General features: G+C 39.5%; 20 protein-coding genes. 12 read left to right on the top strand and 8 right to left on the bottom strand.

What is annotated here, in order from left to right; all coding sequences use genetic code 11:
* Positions 1-27: 27 nt before the first annotated feature.
* The 4 genes from murA (at position 28) to MHI46_RS17355 (ending at position 4,401) form a co-directional block, all read left to right on the top strand.
* Positions 28-1,335: a UDP-N-acetylglucosamine 1-carboxyvinyltransferase gene (gene murA / locus MHI46_RS17370; RefSeq protein WP_024423722.1), complete on the top strand. Its 1,308-nt coding sequence runs from the start codon at positions 28-30 to the stop codon at positions 1,333-1,335.
* Positions 1,336-1,592: 257 nt separating this feature from the next.
* Complete coding sequence (gene spoIID, locus MHI46_RS17365; protein ID WP_342502970.1) at positions 1,593-2,618, top strand: stage II sporulation protein D; 1,026 nt, start codon at positions 1,593-1,595, stop codon at positions 2,616-2,618.
* Positions 2,619-2,941: 323 nt separating this feature from the next.
* Positions 2,942-3,640, top strand: coding sequence for a VWA domain-containing protein (locus MHI46_RS17360; protein WP_039182096.1), 699 nt, complete (start codon positions 2,942-2,944; stop codon positions 3,638-3,640).
* Between the two features lie 83 nt (positions 3,641-3,723).
* Complete coding sequence (locus MHI46_RS17355) at positions 3,724-4,401, top strand: VWA domain-containing protein (RefSeq protein WP_064497918.1); 678 nt, start codon at positions 3,724-3,726, stop codon at positions 4,399-4,401.
* Between the two features lie 50 nt (positions 4,402-4,451).
* On the opposite strand, the gene MHI46_RS17350 is transcribed toward MHI46_RS17355, so the two are convergent.
* Positions 4,452-6,800 carry an FdhF/YdeP family oxidoreductase gene (locus tag MHI46_RS17350; RefSeq protein WP_342502969.1) on the bottom strand — a complete coding sequence of 783 codons (2,349 nt, stop codon included), beginning with the start codon at positions 6,798-6,800 and terminating at the stop codon, positions 4,452-4,454.
* 82 nt (positions 6,801-6,882) lie between these two features.
* A complete protein-coding gene (locus MHI46_RS17345; RefSeq protein WP_047202544.1) occupies positions 6,883-8,148 on the bottom strand; it encodes an OFA family MFS transporter in 1,266 nt (421 codons plus the stop codon).
* Positions 8,149-8,282: 134 nt separating this feature from the next.
* On the opposite strand from MHI46_RS17345, the gene fdhD reads away from it, so the two are divergent.
* Both fdhD and moaA read left to right on the top strand, forming a co-directional pair.
* Entirely contained in the window at positions 8,283-9,071 is a 789-nt protein-coding gene (gene fdhD / locus MHI46_RS17340; RefSeq protein ID WP_047202543.1) for a formate dehydrogenase accessory sulfurtransferase FdhD, read from the top strand.
* 10 nt (positions 9,072-9,081) lie between these two features.
* The gene (gene moaA / locus MHI46_RS17335; RefSeq protein ID WP_144489934.1) at positions 9,082-10,089 is read left to right on the top strand and encodes a GTP 3',8-cyclase MoaA; all 1,008 of its coding nucleotides are present in this window, start codon (positions 9,082-9,084) and stop codon (positions 10,087-10,089) included.
* A 254-nt stretch (positions 10,090-10,343) separates the two neighbouring features.
* Here the strand turns inward: moaA and rpsN are convergent, their stop codons facing one another.
* The 4 genes from rpsN to MHI46_RS17315 form a co-directional block, all read right to left on the bottom strand.
* Positions 10,344-10,613: a 30S ribosomal protein S14 gene (gene rpsN / locus MHI46_RS17330; RefSeq protein ID WP_107162945.1), complete on the bottom strand. Its 270-nt coding sequence runs from the start codon at positions 10,611-10,613 to the stop codon at positions 10,344-10,346.
* A gap of 16 nt (positions 10,614-10,629) precedes the next feature.
* Positions 10,630-11,826 (bottom strand): GTP-binding protein, encoded by a 1,197-nt coding sequence (locus MHI46_RS17325; protein ID WP_224929691.1) that lies wholly within the window; start codon positions 11,824-11,826, stop codon positions 10,630-10,632.
* Positions 11,827-11,907: 81 nt separating this feature from the next.
* Positions 11,908-12,057, bottom strand: a complete 150-nt coding sequence (gene rpmG, locus MHI46_RS17320) for a 50S ribosomal protein L33 (protein ID WP_003214771.1) — start codon at positions 12,055-12,057, stop codon at positions 11,908-11,910.
* Positions 12,058-12,201: 144 nt separating this feature from the next.
* Positions 12,202-12,624 carry a DUF5362 family protein gene (locus tag MHI46_RS17315; RefSeq protein WP_039182073.1) on the bottom strand — a complete coding sequence of 141 codons (423 nt, stop codon included), beginning with the start codon at positions 12,622-12,624 and terminating at the stop codon, positions 12,202-12,204.
* Between the two features lie 297 nt (positions 12,625-12,921).
* Between MHI46_RS17315 and MHI46_RS17310 the strand changes: the two genes are divergently transcribed.
* Positions 12,922-13,116, top strand: coding sequence for a hypothetical protein (locus MHI46_RS17310; RefSeq protein ID WP_073978875.1), 195 nt, complete (start codon positions 12,922-12,924; stop codon positions 13,114-13,116).
* 33 nt (positions 13,117-13,149) lie between these two features.
* Positions 13,150-13,545, top strand: coding sequence for a hypothetical protein (locus MHI46_RS17305; RefSeq protein WP_251180990.1), 396 nt, complete (start codon positions 13,150-13,152; stop codon positions 13,543-13,545).
* Between the two features lie 46 nt (positions 13,546-13,591).
* Here the strand turns inward: MHI46_RS17305 and MHI46_RS17300 are convergent, their stop codons facing one another.
* On the bottom strand, positions 13,592-14,101 hold the full coding sequence (locus tag MHI46_RS17300) for a thiol:disulfide interchange protein (protein ID WP_144489938.1): 510 nt from the start codon (positions 14,099-14,101) through the stop codon (positions 13,592-13,594).
* A 98-nt stretch (positions 14,102-14,199) separates the two neighbouring features.
* Here MHI46_RS17300 and MHI46_RS17295 point away from each other — a divergent pair, with 98 nt between their 5' ends.
* Genes MHI46_RS17295 through MHI46_RS17285 form a run of 3 tightly spaced genes read left to right on the top strand, consistent with a single transcriptional unit; the run spans position 14,200 to position 17,085 of the window.
* Positions 14,200-15,999: an ABC transporter ATP-binding protein gene (locus MHI46_RS17295; protein WP_126682412.1), complete on the top strand. Its 1,800-nt coding sequence runs from the start codon at positions 14,200-14,202 to the stop codon at positions 15,997-15,999.
* Between the two features lies 1 nt (position 16,000).
* Positions 16,001-16,558 (top strand): MauE/DoxX family redox-associated membrane protein, encoded by a 558-nt coding sequence (locus tag MHI46_RS17290; RefSeq protein WP_251180992.1) that lies wholly within the window; start codon positions 16,001-16,003, stop codon positions 16,556-16,558.
* A complete protein-coding gene (locus tag MHI46_RS17285) occupies positions 16,555-17,085 on the top strand; it encodes a redoxin domain-containing protein (protein WP_058838569.1) in 531 nt (176 codons plus the stop codon). The genes MHI46_RS17290 and MHI46_RS17285 overlap by 4 nt, the downstream gene beginning before the upstream one ends.
* Positions 17,086-17,117: 32 nt before the next feature.
* Here MHI46_RS17285 and MHI46_RS17280 read toward each other — a convergent pair whose 3' ends face one another.
* Positions 17,118-17,627 (bottom strand): GNAT family N-acetyltransferase, encoded by a 510-nt coding sequence (locus tag MHI46_RS17280; protein ID WP_047202534.1) that lies wholly within the window; start codon positions 17,625-17,627, stop codon positions 17,118-17,120.
* 116 nt (positions 17,628-17,743) lie between these two features.
* Between MHI46_RS17280 and MHI46_RS17275 the strand changes: the two genes are divergently transcribed.
* Positions 17,744-18,640 carry a peptidoglycan DD-metalloendopeptidase family protein gene (locus MHI46_RS17275; protein ID WP_034281210.1) on the top strand — a complete coding sequence of 299 codons (897 nt, stop codon included), beginning with the start codon at positions 17,744-17,746 and terminating at the stop codon, positions 18,638-18,640.
* Positions 18,641-18,690: the final 50 nt, after the last annotated feature.

Raw genomic sequence — 18,690 nt, 5'->3', positions numbered from 1 at the left:
AGAATTTGGGACGCGGAGGGGAAGACCTTGGAAAAAATCATCGTCCGCGGCGGTCAAAAGTTAAACGGCACAGTTAAAGTAGAAGGCGCAAAAAATGCCGTTTTACCAGTTATCGCTGCATCTTTGTTAGCAAGTACAGAAAAAAGCGTAATTTGTGATGTACCTACGCTCTCCGATGTATATACAATCAATGAAGTGTTACGTCATTTAGGAGCAGAAGTACATTTTGAAAATAACGAAGTATCAGTTGATGCATCTCATGCACTAGAAACTGAGGCTCCGTTTGAGTATGTCCGTAAAATGAGAGCATCCGTGCTTGTCATGGGACCACTTTTAGCAAGAACAGGTCATGCAAGAGTTGCATTACCTGGAGGCTGTGCAATTGGTTCAAGACCAATTGATCAACATTTAAAAGGCTTTGAAGCAATGGGAGCTAAAATTCAAGTAGGTAATGGTTTCATCGAGGCTGAAGTAAAAGGCCGTTTAAAAGGTGCAAAAATCTATTTGGATTTCCCAAGTGTAGGGGCAACTGAAAACATCATCATGGCAGCAGCATTAGCGGAAGGAACAACAATTTTAGAAAACGTAGCAAAAGAACCTGAAATTGTTGATTTAGCAAACTACATCAATGCCATGGGCGGTAAGGTTCGCGGTGCTGGTACTGGTACAATCAAAATCGAAGGTGTGGAAACACTTCACGGTGCAAAACACAACATCATCCCTGACAGAATTGAAGCAGGTACTTTCATGGTGGCAGCAGCCATTACAGAAGGAAATGTTCTTGTAAAAGGCGCAGTGCCAGAGCACATGACATCACTTGTTGCCAAAATGGAAGAAATGGGTATTCAGATCATTGAAGAAGAAGAAGGTTTAAGAGTCATTGGACCATCTGAGCTCAAGCCAATCGATCTAAAAACAATGCCGCATCCTGGGTTCCCAACGGATATGCAATCTCAGATGATGGCGCTATTGCTTCGTGCGAACGGAACAAGCATGATTACAGAAACAGTGTTTGAAAACCGCTTTATGCATGCTGAAGAATTCCGCCGCATGAATGGCGATATTAAAATTGAGGGTCGCTCTGTCATTATCAATGGGCCGGTTCAACTTCAAGGTGCTGAAGTGGCAGCGACTGATTTAAGAGCAGGAGCAGCACTTGTACTTGCTGGATTAGTGGCAGAAGGTCATACACGTGTCACAGAGTTGAAGCATATTGACCGTGGTTATGTGAACTTCCACCAAAAGCTTGCAGCAATCGGTGCAGATATTGAAAGAGTAAACGATGAATCAGCAGATGTGACACAAGAACAAGTTGTATCAGATCTGAACGCGTAATCATAAAGAAATCAGTGTGTCCATTGGGCATGCTGATTTTTTTTTTAGATTCATAGAATGCCTCATTTCACGAAGCTTATCATTAGTGTATCCAACCATCTTAAATTTTATTCATACAGACGAACAGTAAAATCCATTTGAAGAACAGCCTCATACCTCCATAAAAGACTTGTCCACTAAATGAAAGAAGCTGTCATATTAGCTTGTCCCTGCCCATAGGATAAAAGAGATTCAATGACAAATGGGGGCAGCCAAATATGAAACCAATGATATGGACAATCGCAGGAATATGCATCATCATTTTAATGATTCCAACATTACTTGTGTTGCCGACATTCCAAGGGAAGCCGGCGGCCAGCCAGCACGTAGCAGCGGAACCATCAGTTAAAAAAGAAGTGAAGGGTTCAGTCAAATTGAAGCAATCACCCGTCGCTATCCCCGTCTATCGCTCTGCTCATCAGCAGGTAGAAAACATCCCCTTAGAAGAGTATGTGATCGGTGTCGTAGCATCTGAAATGCCAGCTGATTTTGAAATGGAAGCACTCAAGGCACAGGCGCTCGCAGCAAGAACGTATATCGTCAGACAAATGATCAGTGATAAGACCGTCAAATCACCTAAGGGCTCGCTTGTAGATGATACCCAAATGTTCCAGGTGTACAAAAACAAACAGGAACTCAAGAAAATTTGGGGGAAAGCGTACAATTGGAAATTAAAAAAGGTCACGGAAGCTGTCGCCAGCACACAAGGAAAAGTGCTGACTTATGACGAGAAACCAATTGATGCTTCATTCTTTTCAACAAGTAACGGAAAAACGGAAAATGCCGAAGCCTATTGGAAAAACGAAATCCCTTATTTGAAAAGTGTCTCAAGTAAATGGGACGAAAAATCGCCAAAATTTCAAAACAAGAAAACCGTCTCGGTAAGTGAATTTCAGCAAAAATTAGGTGTGACGCTCACTCAGCAGGCTCAGGTCGGACAGATAGTAGAACGGACACCAGGAAACCAAGTAGCGAAAGCCGTGATCAACGGTAAAACACTGTCAGGTCGAGACATTCGAGAATCACTAGGCCTTCATTCAGCGGACTTCACATGGGAACGCCAGGGCCAGCAGATTGTCATTACAACAAAAGGATATGGTCATGGTGTAGGCATGAGTCAATATGGTGCGCATTATATGGCGCAGGCTGGAAAAAAAGTAGATGCCATCGTGAAACATTATTATAAAGGAATTCAAATCGAATCAGCCGATCGTTTTCTCAACACGTATATGGCTAAAAAATAAAGCAAAGGTGCCTCAGAAATGGGGCATTTTTTTTGTGTGGTCAAAGAGGTTTGAACAGAATGTGACAAATTGCGACTTAAGGCGCACCGAAGGAAAACTTAAACATTTATGTCCCGATAAGAACTGATGGCCGATACAAAGCCCCTCAAAAGGAGGAGAAATCGAGAGGATAAAGGGTCTGTTAGGTGAAAATATCTAGACATCTGACAGAATTTTAGTGATTTTGATGAAAGAGAAAAAGGGACCGAGTCCTATACCATTCCAAGACAGAATATTTTACGATTAAGATGTTTCAATTAAATACATAAGGAGGAAGGAAAATTATGTTGAAAAAAGTATTCTCACTCGTAACCTTAGCTGTATTGACATTATCTATGTCAATCTCTTCACCAGTATTTGCAGAAGCATCTACAGTCAAAAAACATAATAAAGATGTAAGAGTCACAATCTTGCTTGATGCAAGTGGAAGCATGGCAAGAAAAGTTGAGGGAGAGCGCAAATTTGATCTCGCCAAACAAGAGGTATTTAAATTTGCTCAATCACTTCCAAAAGACGCTAAAATTCGTATGAGCTTGTTTGGTTCTGAAGGAAACAACAAAAATTCAGGTAAAGCTCAATCATGTGAAGTCATTAGAGGCGTTTACGGCGTACAGCCTTATGAAAAAGACAGCTTTGAAAACTCTTTAAACGGACTTGGACCAAATGGCTGGACACCGATTGCACGTGCACTTGAAAATGCAAAGCAAGCGGATGAGCAGCTTACTGAAGGAACAAAGCATATTGTGTACTTAATCACTGATGGTGAAGAAACTTGTGGCGGAGATCCAGTAAAAGTAGCAAAAGAATTGCATAACTCAAAAGGATCAACTGTTGTAAATGTGATCGGGTTAGACTTTAACGATGGCTATGAAGGTCAATTAAAGCAAGTAGCCAAAGCTGGTAAAGGCCATTACTACCAAGCAAGCACTGGTAAAGAAATGGGTTCTATCTTATCAGCAGAATCATTAAAACTACACGAATAACTTGCTGAACAAAAGGGAAACGATTGATTCATGCTTTCGTTTCTCTTTTTCTGTACAAAAGTAAAAAATGGAGGTTTTTATTGATGAAAAGAAATATCATATTAACCATTTTGGCTAGTCTTGTCCTGCTTCTTTCTTCACCAGCTCATGCTGTAACGAAACAAGAGCCGCCTGCTCATGTGGTGATATTACTCGATTTAAGCGGCAGCATGGCACAATCAGTTGAAGGTGAAAAGAAAATCGATATCGCCAAACGGTCTATTCAAAGCTTTGCGAGCATTTTATCAGAAGATACACAAGTTCTGCTTCGTGTGTTTGGTCATGAAGGGACCAATAAAAATGCAGGGAAAGCCGTTTCTTGTTCAAGTTCTGAAGCCGTTTACGGATTTGGATCATATGAGCCATCAACATTTCAGCAAGCACTAAATGTGTATAAGCCAACTGGCTGGACACCACTTGCAAAAGCATTAACTGATACGAAACAAGATTTTGAAGATCACCAGGCTGAAGGGAAAAATATTGTTTATGTTGTCAGTGATGGTGAAGAAACTTGTGGTGGAAGCCCTTCACAAGCAGCAAAGGAATTACATGAAGACGGAATAGATACAATCGTCAATATCATTGGCTTCGACGTAAATGAAAAAGAAGCAAAAAGTTTAAAATCTGTTGCAAAAGCGGGTGGAGGACATTATCAACCGGCTGCAAATGCCGAAGAATTGAACCGCATTCTTCAACAAGAAGCGAGCGCTTTTGGTCGGTAGAGAGTGAATGGCAGCTGGGGAAACAACCCCAGCTGTTTTTAAGTTGACGATTAATTCAAAGTTGTTTCTAATTCATCAATTCGTTTCTCCACGTAATGCTGATCCTTTCTTGCATGGAAGGTTTCGGCTTTTTCTAATATGGCAGCCGTATTATACTCGGGAATCTGTGAGTAGCTCTCATACACACCTTTAGGAATTAAAACGTTCCCTTCCGGCCAATAAACTGCGATATTGCCACGTCTCAACTCTCCAAATTGAGCCACTCCTTGATAGGATCCATATTGATTAAAGAGAACAACTGGATCACCTTCTTGGACGTAAAGTTCCTTTGCATCTTCTTCATTCATTAGGATAGAATGACGTTTTCCACCATTAAAGGCATCCTTTTCACTGTAGATCATGGAGTTGAATTGCTTTCCTCTTCTTGTCGTGATATTGAAATGTCCTTCAGTTTTTCGATATTGAGGCAGCTGAGCAGGAAGCAGATGCCCCTTTCCGTCTGGCGTTGGACACACGCCATCTTCACAAAGCCATGCGCCTCCCCATTGAAAAACGTCTCCCTTATGACGTAAATGCTGGATGCCATCATAGTTTCGATTGGCGATCGCTATCTCACGACGAATGTCTTCAGCTGTTTCAAAATGAATCAGCTCGGCATCTTCTGGCCGGACCCTTTTCGCAAGATCAATATAAATGTCCCATTCTGCTCTGGCTTCCTCAATACGAGGTCCTTCAATTTCTGGACTGAAATATACCATGCGTTCTGTACTGGTTGATGTGCCGCCGCCTGGTTGTTCATATCTTGTCATAGCAGGCAGCACAATTACCGCCTCTTCAGCGTCTACCAGCGTAGAGGTATTCAAAATGATATCTTGGTGGACACGGAGTTCAAGTTCAGATAATGCTTTTTCAATCGCTTCTGGATTTGGCATCGTTTCTAAAAAGTTTCCACCACTTGTAAACAGCATTTTGAGTTTTTGTGGATGATCTTTTGGGAGAGCCATCTTCTCAAAGGATTGCCCAATGGTGTCACCATGCCATTTAGGAATGTCAAATCCCCATATTTGTTCGATTCTTTCAATATTCTCTTCATCAAAATCACTACCCGGCAAAACGAATGGATCAGCGCCCATTTCACCGGAACCTTGGACACCGCTATGCCCCCGAATTGGCATGACACCACAATGTTTTCTGCCAATGAATCCTCGCAGCATGGCAAGGTTGGCAACCTGTGATATATTATCAGTTGCAAAGCGGTGCTGAGTAAGGCCCATACTCCAAATAAAAACACCTGAATTAGCATTGGCAAGCAGTGTTGCAAAATCCTTCATTCTTTCTTTTGATAAACCTGATGATGCTTCTAGGTCCTCCCACTTCAACTGTGCGACATGCTGTTTTAAATCCTGTATGCCTGTTGTATGGTTTTGAATAAATTCGTGATCAAGAGCTGAATGGGGAGCATGCTGCTCCATGTCAAACCAATGCTTGATGACGCCATTCATAAATGCAATATCTCCGCCTATATTGACTTGGTAAAAATCATCCGCAATTTTTGTCCCGAATAAAGCACTCTCTGGAATTGAAGGAACCCAGTACTTTTCCATGGCAGGCTCTTTATACGGATTGATGACAATAATTTTTGTCCCTTTCTTTTTAGCAGCGTACATGTATTTAGTGGAAACAGGCTGATTGTTTGCTGCGACAGATCCCCAAAAAATTAATACATCCGTTCCAATCCAATCACTGTAATTACAGCTGGAAGCACCGATGCCAAGGGACCGTTTAAGAGCGGTTTTACTTGGTGAATGGCAAATGCGAGAAGCATTATCAATATGATTCGTCCCTATAAATCGAGCTGCCTTTGCAGCGGTATAATAAACTTCATTTGTAATTCCTCTGGCGGTTAAATAGAAAGCAAGCTGCCGTTTATCAATTGATTGAATTTTAGCTGCGATTTGATCTAGTGCATTATCCCAAGAAATACGTGTAAAGGCATTGTCACCTTTTTTTCGGAGCAATGGATAAGGAATTCGCCCAAGCTTGCGAAGAGAGGTACTGTCCATTTGCTTTAGCTGATGAATATCTTCAAACCATTTTGGATCAATAGCTGGCATTGTGTTAAGACGAAGTACATTTAGTCTTGTCGTGCATATATGGGGTCCTGCGAGCGTTTGATCATACAGTCCTGAGACGCCAAGGGCACAGCCGTCACAAACGCCCTGCGTTAAAATACGGTACGCGTAGGGAAGGTTATCTTTGTTCTCCCATGCCACTTTCATCGTATCTCGAATGTGTTTCGGTTTCACTTTGCCAAGTCCCATTGGTGCAAAAGAGGCCCATAGCTTTGGTGAGGGTTTTTTATTGAGTTTAACAGGCCCCTTATGTTTAGTTTTCCCCATGAGTTCATCACCCTCCTAATACTTTGTAAAGCGTTTTCATATCTAAAAATTACCTTTAGATTGTGATTCTGTCAAATTCAAATTAAGGTCGGGCTGAGACAGACGAAGCAGCAGGTGGGCTTGTTTCTCTCAGCTGCTGAATATCCTTCCGAATAAGAAGTGATATGATAAAAGCGATGAAAAATAAGCCAGAGAACACCATAAGACTCTGTGTGTAATTACCTGTTATATCTCGGATGAAGGATGAAAATAGGGGTCCTGCTAAACCCGCAGCGGCCCAAGCCGTCAGAATATAACCGTGTATGGCACCAAGCTGCTTTGTACCAAACAAATCCCCAATATAGGCTGGAATTGAAGCAAATCCTCCTCCATAGCATGTATAAATGATCGCCATGACGATTGAAAAGATAAGCGGTTCTTTTAAATAGGGGAGTAAAGGAAAAGCAATGAGCTGGATACTGAAAAAAATCGTGTACGTATTCGGTCTTCCTATATAATCTGAGAACGATGCCCAGCCAATTCGTCCTAACCCATTAAAGGCACCTAAAATGCCCACAAGAGTAGCGGCAGCACCTGCAGTGAACCCAACACTTTCTTGAGCAAGAGGTGACGCTACTGAAATAATAGCAATTCCGCAAGTGATATTAATAAAAAGCATAAGCCACAAATAATAAAAACGTCTTGTCTTGATCGCTTCATTTGCTGTAAGCTGTGATAAATCTTGAGGAATTTTTCTTTGCTTTGTTTTGAATGCGTCAAATTGCTTGACGTCATCAGGTGTTGGTGGTGATAAATAAAGAGATGAGATCACCATGATGATAAAATAGGAGATTCCAAGAATATAAAAAGTATTTGCGATATTCACTTTTTCAATGAGAAATTGAATAATTGGGCTACAAATAAGAGAAGCAAATCCAAACCCCATAATGGCTAATCCGGTTGCAAGCCCTCTTCGATCCGGAAACCATTTGACTAGAGTTGATACAGGTGCAATATAGCCTACACCTAAACCTATTCCAGCGAGTACACCATAAAATAAATAGAGGAGAGGCAGTGAGGACATGTGGACAGCGAATCCTGATCCAGTCATTCCGATGCCGAAGAAAATAGCTGAGAAGAGCCCCGATGCCTTTGGACCGTACCTTTCAACGAAATGTCCCATGAAAGCAGCAGATAAACCTAAAAACAAAATAGCAATACTGAAGGTGAGACTGATTTCTGTTAATGACCACTGAAAGGCTTCATGTAAAGGATTCGTAAAAACACTCCAAGCATAAACGGACCCAATAGATAAATGAATTCCTACAGCACTTGTTGCAATGAGCCAGCGATTTTTCGATTTGTTCATTTTGTTCCCCCCATATAAAGCAATCAAGAAGTTTGATAAGATAGAAATATGTTACATTTTCATGACTTTTTAAAATAATATCACAATTTGATTGGATCATATAACTAAATTTGCATTGAAAGGAAGATCATACAATGAATCCTTCTGTTAAAAAGAAACGAGTCATACACCAATACCGTGAAGGCCAGTTTACATGCAAATCTGATGAAATTGTAGAAGAATTTCCTTTAACTGTGATGGTGAATGGAGAAGAATTTGTGACACTTGTTTGTTCACCAGAGCACCTGAAAGAATTGGTTATCGGCTTTTTGGCTTCAGAAGGGGTCATTCGATTTGAAAATGAGATTAAAAGGTTTACAATAGATGAAAGTATGGGTTTTGCCTATGTTGATTTAGTTCACTCAAGTGGATTTGATTCATCAGATTTTACAAAACGAGTGATTGGTTCATGCTGCGGGAAAGGAAGACACTTTTATTTTCTTCAAGATGTGAAGACGGCAAAAACAGCCATTGATCGAATTAGTATTTCTGCTGAAACCTGTATGCATCTCATGAAATGTTTGCAAGAAGAAAGTCAATTATTTCAACATACTGGCGGAGTGCATAATGCTGGACTGTGTGACACAGAGAAGCTATTCATCACTAGAACTGATATAGGAAGACATAATGCTTTAGATAAAATTTATGGATATTGTTTACTCCAGCGAATCCCACTTAGAGATAAAATTCTTGTGTTTAGCGGCCGGATATCGTCAGAAGTTCTATTGAAGGCAGCAAAACTAGGAGTCTCTATCGTCATTTCAAAATCAGCACCTACTGAGCTAGCGCTTCAAATGGCAGAAGAATTAAATATTACGACAGTTGGATTCGTCAGAGGAAAATCCTTTAATATTTACACTCATCCTCAGCGTATTACAGAATAGGAGGCAAAGTATGGACAGTATTTTAGATAAAAGACATCGACCATTGCGCGATTTAAGAATATCAGTAACTGATCGCTGTAACTTTAGATGTACGTACTGTATGCCTGCTGAAATTTTTGGACCAGATTATCCTTTCTTGAAAAAAGAAGAACTGCTTAGTTTCGAAGAAATTGAACGACTTGCTACCCTTTTTGTAAAGAATCTAGGTGTGGTAAAAATACGCATCACGGGCGGGGAACCTTTAATGCGGAAGGATCTGCCTGTCTTAATAGAAAAGCTCGCAAAAATTCCAGGGATTGAAGACATTGCGATGACAACCAATGGAACGCTTTTACCTTTATATGCTGATCAGTTAAAGAGAGCTGGTCTTAATAGAGTCACCATTAGTTTAGATTCATTAAATCCCGATCGTTTTAAGCAAATGAACGGAAGGCACATTTCTATCCAAAAAGTGTTTGATGGCATTGAGGCGGCAAAAAAGGCTGGACTTGCTATCAAGATTAATATGGTTGTTCAAAAAGGTGTGAATGATCAGGATGTCTTACCAATGGCGGCTTACTTTAAAAAAGAAGGACACGTTCTCAGGTTTATCGAGTTTATGGATGTCGGTAATACGAATAAATGGAATCTAGAACATGTCATGACAAAGAATGAAATAATTGAATTAATTGATTCAACATATCCTATCAAACCTGAACCTCCTCAATATACAGGTGAAGTAGCCAACCGATTTTTTTACAAAGATGGTTCAGGAGAGATAGGCATTATTTCTTCCGTTTCAGATGCTTTTTGCGGAACATGTAACAGAGCAAGGCTATCTGCACGCGGGGAATTGTTTACATGTCTGTTTGCATCATCGGGTTTTGATCTGAAACGGATGATTCGTACGACAAAAGATAATGAAGAGTTAGCAAACTTGTTAAAGGAACTATGGTCGAATAGACATGATCAATATTCAGCTGAGAGAGAGCAGAAAAAAGATCAGAAAAAGGTTGAAATGTCATATATCGGTGGATAATGACAACAAAGTATCATGATCAGGTATTTTTGAAAAGAAGGAAAATTGGCATAATCATTGTTGAAAATCCTTTTTTGAGAAAAGGTTATTTTATCTTATGAACTCATTCAGTATAAAAAACCAGCAGAGATTCTGCTGGTTTTTAAATGCCTATTTTGAACTTCAAAAAGCATGAGATAAGACTTGAAAATAGATTTTTCATTGTTTTGTGCCGCTTTACTTTTCCGAGTGCTGTGATAAGATCAAATCATTCTTTACCAGCTCGATTTTTTCACCCCAGGGATATGACCCTTATAGGCAAGCTCACGAAAAGCAATCCTAGACATTTTGAATTTCCTTAAGTAACCTCTTGGACGGCCGGTTAATTCACAGCGATTTTTTAAGCGGGTAGGGGAAGAGTCTCTAGGTAATTTCCGTAAAGCTTCATAGTCACCTTTTTCTTTTAACTCTTTCCTTAATTCTGCATATTTCAATACAAGCTGCTGTCGTTTTCTTTCTTTAGCAATCTTAGATTTCTTTGCCAATTAAAACCCTCCTGGCCTAATTTTGTATTTTCCATTGAAAGGGATCCTCAAATGTAGTCCAATCTTGATCAAATTCCTCAGGTGTGAGCAAGCATTGATCAAGAGTGCGAATAATTTCTGCTTTAGGCAAATCCACACCGATAAACACAAGTTTTGTATGACGATCACCAAACTCTGCATCCCACTCATCTAGAAGCTCTGGTTCCTGATTTAATATCCGTGTTTTTTCTTGCTCAGGCAAAGCAGCAATCCAGTATGCAATTGGTTCAATCGCAACAGATTTTCCAGCTTGTGAAATTAAAATGGTTAAATCATGATGTGTGGCAAGCCAAGTAAAACCTTTCGCACGAACGATCTGCTCAGGCATCTGATCTAACCAATTATTCAGCCTGCCTGTATGAAAAGGGAGTCTTCTTTCGTAAACAAAGGATGAAATTTGGTATTCTTCTGTTTCCGGCGTATGCTGAGCATGTCCTGCGTTAATCTCTTTGATCCATCCAGCAGAAGCACTTGATTTTTCAAAGTCGAATAAACCAGTATTCAAAATGTCATCTGGCTGTACTTTACCTTGTGAGGTTCTGATGATAGATGCTTCTGGTTGTAGTTTGTTCAGAACATGCTCAAGTCGATCTAACTCTGAGGGCGATACTAGATCACATTTATTGATAATGAGCACGTCACAAAATTCAATTTGATCAATGAGTAAATCTGAAATTTCTCGTTCGTCGTCATCGGAAACCGCTTCTTTACGATCTAATAAACTCTCTCCTGACTGGAAATCAGTCCAGAAGCGATTTGCATCTACTACTGTGACCATCGTATCTAGACGGCAAAAGCGGGTCAAATCTATGCCCATTTCTTCATCAATATAAGAAAACGTTTGAGCGACGGGAATTGGTTCACTAATTCCAGTTGATTCAATGACAATATAATCGATATTACCTGCCTTACAAAGGCGTTCTACTTCAATTAACAAGTCTTCTCGCAAAGTGCAGCAAATACAACCGTTAGATAATTCAACTAGTTTCTCATCTGATCGAGAAAGCTCACCGCCTTGTTTGACTAGTTCTGCATCAATATTAATTTCGCTCATGTCATTGACGATCACAGCCACTTTTAATCCTTTGCGATTTTGAAGAACATGATTTAATATCGTTGTTTTTCCTGCTCCTAAAAAGCCGCTTAATACTGTAACAGGTATACGCTTATTCATTTGTTTTTGTCCTTTTGAAAACGATCATTTTGTTTTCCGCCTCACTTAAAAAGTAATCATTACGATTTATAATCTAAAAAATTATTTTGTTTCTCTATGAAGGGTATATTTCTTTAATCGAGGAGAATATTTTTTTAACTCCAATCGGTCGGGATTCGTTCTTTTATTTTTTGTTGTGATGTAGTTTCTGTCACCTGTTTCAGTACAGGCCAACGTAATTTTCACGCGCATAAGTAATAGGGTCCTCCTTTAATTCGTAATAGTTACGATTTGTATTTTAAAATGAACAAAACTGAATGTCAAGCATAGGAGGATAATCCAATCCAAATGATAAAAACAAAAGGGGTATCGAACGACCATTGATACCCCACTCCATTAATAAAAGTCACCGAGTTCTTGTTCGTAATCACCTTCATATTGCTGGACATCATAAGGAATTTCTTGGAGGAAGGCTAACCCGCCTAGTATAAGCATCAAAACAATGGCAATGAATGAAAGAATAACTGCGGCAATACTTGAAATGGCAAACAGTGTCTGCATTTTCATCATCTTAGCGTATTGTTCTAATAATTCTTCGTAAGAAGTATCAGGAGCCTGAATCAATTGTTCAGCTGCTTTTACAGATTTTTGTACATGGATTCCCATCATAATGAGGAAGACGCCAAGGGCTGCAGGAAGAACAAGCCAAAAACCAATAAGAATAGCCAGACCGCCTGAAATATAGAGAAAGATACTACCAACCTTTCCCCACTTTACGATTGAATGAAGAGATTGAATGATTTTCTCAGTTTGTTGCATTGGTGTTCACTCCTTTATGTATTCACTCTTTATCATACTTGAGTAAGTAGTACTTTAGGAAGAGTGAATGTTGATTAATGAAAATGTTTCTATCTTCACTTCACTATTTATGGATAAATAAATTATTTTCAAATAAGAAAAAAGTAACATTTACTATTAAAATTATCGACAAATTATGTCATAAATAAGATTGGTAGTATAAAATAATTAGTAAATTTATCAAAATATGTTGTTAGTTGTCTTGTAATTGGTTATTATTGTGTTGTATTACCATAAAAATTGGAAGGTGGAATTCATATGTTAGATCGTTTCTTAAACAAAATGACCAATGTTCAACCTGCTGCTGCAAGATGTATTTTGCAAAAATTAGTCACTTCATGCAAATCAGCACCGACTTGTTTCCTTCAAGGTGTTGGAACTTTCCGTTACTACGTGGATCGTGACACAGGTGAGATTTGTACTAGTCAAGAACGCGTTAGATGTGGTTGCTAAATCTAAGGATCTTATTTAATAGGATGTGAACGCATGAGCATATCTTCAATTTCATTCTTAACAAATGCTATGCAGACGTCAAATAGGCGTCAAGCGGGTCAATCATCAAATTCTTTTTTAACCCAAGCGGCTCAAATTGTTCAAGGTGACCATTCTCCAGAAGAGAGAAAGGCATTATTTCAACAACTTACTTTAGTTCAGCAAGGTAAAGATTTGGAACTTCATGTTTCTAAATTAAAGGAACTAGAGAAAGAGGCTCAAAAAGAGACGTCTTCTTCGTCTGTTACTGTGAATCAGCATGGTGACCAAGTAGACATTTCAAATGAGGCACGGAGTGAGTTTGAACAAGCCGAGGAACAGGCTTCAGATGAAGCAAGTGAAGCTACTGCAGGGGAAAAAGATCTAGATGTTCACTCAGATCCACAATAAAAAAATGAGGCATGTGTTTGATATTCTTCACATGCCTCATTTATCTTTATTTTGCAGATATCCTTGAATAAAGACCATCCGGAAAAGGTGCTGCATATGAGATGATTTCATCTTCTTCTACCATGATGTAATACGGAAATTCTTCAATTTGGAATGTGTCTATCATTTGTTCGTCCACTGGGATAATTCGCATGTTGGTTTTATTATCACGATATAATTCTTGATCCTCTTTTTGCCCATTCTTTAGCAAAATACTAAATGAAACGTCTAATTTACGCTGCTTTTTCGTTTCTAGAAATTGTTCAAGTGATGGAATGCAATGCGGACATGATGTATCAGTGAAAATAAGCAGCTGCTGCTTACTGTTGGTTTGCAGTAAATCATTCACTGGAATAGGTGATGGTTTATCAAGCAGCGGATGCACTAGTTTTTGTCCAACATGCTGTATCGGTAAAATGATCAGTTCCATTTGTTGTTTTAAATAGATGATGACTCCGATCGTTAATAATAGGCTGCAAAGAATAAGAGTGAGCTGTAAAAGTAAGATTGCATTCATCGTATATCGTCCTCTCAGAGTGAAGTTACGCAAAGCTATCATAATACAAATATCAAAAATATGTCAATTATACTAAATGGTGTAAGGTGGAGCATTTGATGAGTACAGTGAACCATTGTCTATATGCAATCTCCTATACTTGGAAAAGAAGTCGATCTTATCTTCTTCTTACCTTATTGATCCAAGTAATCGTTGGTTTTATGCCTTTGGCTAGTGTCTGGATTATTCAAACTTTGATTAATGAAATTATTTTATTCATGACGTCTTCAGGAGACATTCAAAAGGTTTTGTGGTTATTTGGACTGCAAATGGTCATCGTGGTTTTAGGATATGGGCTTCAATTCGTTCTTCAGCTTAGCCAGCAGAAAGCGACAAATTTGATTGGTCTGCATTTGAAGGGTGAATTGCTTCAAAAGGCGATCAGGCTGCCGTTTATTACATTTGAACACCCTTCTTTTTACAATGAAAGTCAACGTGTGATGAACAGTCATCAGCATGTTCTGAGTATGGTTAGAAGTATCTTTACAATCATGAGCGCATTGATTACTGTTGTATCACTTCTTTTCTATATGATCGGTATCCATTGGGGCTTGGCAGTTATTCTGATCGTGTTTACCCTGCCTGTCTTATGGATTGAGCTTTTCTTTGGAGGAGCGCGTTATCAATTAAACCGCATGTTAACTGCCAATGACCGCAGAGAAATGTATGTGTCCGATCTTGTTGCGCAACGAGATTCATTGAAGGAAATCCGTTTATATGGAATCGGGGATTATCTTCTTCAGAAATGGAAAGGTCATTATGTAAAAAGTGCAGATGAAAAATATAAACTGCTTAAGCGGCAAGTTCGCTGGGAGATGGCGGGCGGGTTGCTTATGACATTTTCCTATGTATGCTGCGGTCTTTTTATTGTCTTTCTTATTTTTCAAAAAAAATTAGCTGCCGGGACATTTGTCGCTGTGCTGCAAGCGGTGCAAAACATCCAAAGTGGTTTTCAGGACTTAACAAGAGAATGTTCTAGTTTATATGAAACAAGTCTTTATATTGATGAAATGAGAGCTTTTCAAAAGAGAGAAGAAGAAATTCATGAGCAGGTAGAAGAGGGGGCATCGCTTCGGAAGATCGAGTCTATTCAGTCTATTACACTTGAAAATCTCTCATTTACTTATCCGAATATGAAAACACCTGCCATTGAGCATATACATTTTCATATCAATAAAGGTGAACGTATTGCATTGGTGGGGGATAACGGATCAGGTAAAACCACCTTGATCAAATGTTTGACCGGTTTATATGATCCAGATCAGCCGAATATGCAAAAAGTCAACGGTGAGTCTATTTCTACCATTCATAAAAAGTCATACCATGCGAGAATGGCTGTTCTTTTTCAAGATTTTATGAAGTACGAGTTCACTGTGAAAGAAAACATCGGGTTTGGCCGTATTGATCATATGGACGAGAAAGAGCGGATGATCTCAGCTGCACGGCAAGCAGGCATAGAGAAAAGAATTCATCAAATGGAAGAAATGTATGATGCACAGCTTGGACGGTTTTTTGAAGAAGGACATGAACTGTCTGGCGGACAATGGCAAAAGCTCGCGATGGCTAGAACCTTCTTTAGAGAGAGTGATTTTATCATTTTAGATGAACCGACTTCTGCTCTTGATCCACTCTCGGAAATTTCACTCATTCGAAAGCTATTCGATCACACGCAGGATCAGGGTGTCTTGTTTATCACACATCGAATGGGAGCGGCCCGTTTAGCAGACCGTATAATCGTAATGAAAGATGGTGCTTTCGTTGAAGAGGGGAACCATAATGAACTGATGGTGTTGAACGGAGAGTACAAAAGGCTTTACGAGGCACAATCTCAATTATTTCAACAAAAGGAGATGGCGTAAGGTGAGTGTCTTTTATTATATAGGTGTCTATTTACTAGGGATCATTTTTGCGGGTGCATGGTTTGATAAAGTGAAAAAACAGACGGCACATATGCAGCAGATGGATGCTTATCGGCTGCTGCCTCCTTCTTTCACGGCACCCATGTTTTATTTGTTTTTAACTGCTGAATTGGTTTGTACTGGTTATTTGTTCATATGGCACATGACTCTTGTACCTGCGATTGGTCTTACAGCACTTTTATGTATTTATACTGGAGCGGTGACCTTCAATTTATTGAGAGGACATCGTGATATTTCTTGCGGCTGTGGTGGACTACTTGATAATGATCGCCTTCACTGGGGAATTGTGATTCGCAATGTGTCGATGCTGTCTCTTGTGATCGGATTGTTTTATGTGCATTCCTATGTAGAAACCATTCCATGGCAATATAACATTATTTGTTTTCTCATTGCCGTGGCTGTCTCTTTCATAATAGCGGTGGGTCAAGAAGTCTTAATGTTTAAAAGAAAATGGATCAATCAATTTGAATTATTTATAGAAGGAGACGATGTGAAATGACAGATATTCTATTGATTATTGTGTTATTCATTGTCATTGCTCAGCTGGCTGTGATATTTTTGCTCGCCCGTTTTATCGGAAAATTTATGAATAAAATTAAAACCCTTGATGGAATTGAATTAAAGGAAGCGGATGTGGGGGATCCTGCACCGTTATTTCGAAGCTATTCCCATTTAGGGAAGAAGGTCATTTTGAAGGAATATTTTCAAAGTGGGAGTGCTGTGATGCTGTTATTTGTAAATTCTACTTGTATGACGTGCAAAAGTATTTTGGCAGATCTGCAGCAGCAAATCGCTGGCGATGATACTCAATTCATTATTATTAATGGAGATGAGCAGGCGGATGATACGCCGATCCTTGAATTGCTTCCGTCCCAAGCTGTGTATACTCGTTCTTCACAAATTATGGAGCTGTATGGGGTAACGGTTGTTCCACAAGCAATTCTCATTGATGAACAAGGTATCATTCTGCAAAGAAAATCTCTTCAAAATGCGAAACAGTTTGAACAGCTGTTACATGCGTCATAAAAAAGCGTCTCTTTGTCAGGGAGACGCTCGTTTTATAATTCTTTTCCTAGGATATCTAAATCGTATCTGCTGCCGTCCATTTCTGCGATGCGTGGCAGGTGGCCCCATGTCTCAAAGCCGTGCTTTTTAAATAGTCGAATGCTGGCTTCGTTGTGCCCGAAAATAAAGGCAAGTAACGTTCGAATGCCTAATGACGGTGCTAACTCAATGGCTTCTTGTAAGAAAAGTGAGCCTAAGCCTTTTCCTCGATAGTCTTGGTTCAAATAGATACTCATTTCAACGGTCCCGTTGTATGCAGGTCTACCGTAAAATGTTTCAAAGCTCAGCCAGCCGTAGATAATTCCATCCTCATCTGTTTTCACATAGAGAGGTCTTTTTTCGGAATGATTCAAAAACCATTGCCGGCGGTCCTCGACAGAAACTGGTTCTGTATCAGCGGTCACTTCTCTTGAAGCAATGGTTGAATTGTAGATATCAACGATCGCTTTGAGGTCATCTTCTGTTGCTATGCGGTTGAAAGTTTTCACAATTAAGTCCCCCATCTTTTTTTCATTTATCATACATATTATTGATGCGATTGCGCAAAATAAAAAGAAAAATGATTTTGTGTGTATATATTTTTTGAAAAGTGTTCAGAATGTTGCTGAGGTGATGAAAAATGAGAGAGGAAGAAAAGAAACGTACTTCCAAAATCACAAAAGTTCAGCAATTTTTCCGTAAGCGCTGGGTATTCCCTGCTATTTACTTGGTCAGCGCAGCGGTCGTGTTAACAGCCGTTCTTTGGTATCAAGCTGTATCAAAAGATGTGAAAGACCAACTATCTGATGGAAATCAAACAGGGCAAGAACAGCGCGATGATGCTGTTGAAGTTGGAAAGCCAATTGAAAATGTCGCAATGCCGGTCCAGAATTCTGATAATGTTTCTGTCGTGAAAAAGTTCTATGAAGCAGATGCTGACCAAAAAGAAAAAGAAGCAGCACTTGTAAACTATAATAACACCTATACCTTGAGCAAAGGTATTGATCTTGCAGATAAAGATGGCAAAGTGTTTGATGTCACAGCTGCTCTTAGTGGAACAGTGGTTCAAGCGAAAAAAGATCCAGTTCTTGGTCATGTCGTTGAAATTGAACATGAAGATGGATTATCAACTGTCTATCAATCGTTGTCACAAGTGAGTGTCAAAGAAGGCGATGAAGTGAAGCAGAATGATGTCATTGGTGCTTCTGGTAAAAACCTATATGGCGCTGAAAGCGGCAACCATGTGCATTTTGAAATTCGTATGGAAGGTTTAGCGCTTAATCCGCTTAGCTTCATTGACAAGCCTGTTTCTACGATTGAAAAAGCAGCGCAAGAAGTGACGGAACAAGCAAAAGAACCTGCTCAGCCAAAGACTGAGGAAAAAACGAAGGAACCTGCTGCTGAAGATAAAGCCAAAGAGCCAGCTGGAGAAAAATCAGAAGAAAAGTCTGATGAGAAGGGGAAATCCTCTGATCAAGAAAAGTCTTCTGATTCCTCTAAAGACAGCAGTCAGTCAGAAGAAACTAAACAATCTTAATGTCTTACAAGGTCCTCTGTGTATATAAAAATATGCAGAGGTTTTTTTCT

The sequence above is a fragment of the Bacillus sp. FSL K6-1000 genome, assembly GCF_038630785.1.
Lineage (GTDB): Bacteria > Bacillota > Bacilli > Bacillales > Bacillaceae > Bacillus > Bacillus safensis.
This window is presented reverse-complemented; position numbering and strand designations above follow the sequence as displayed.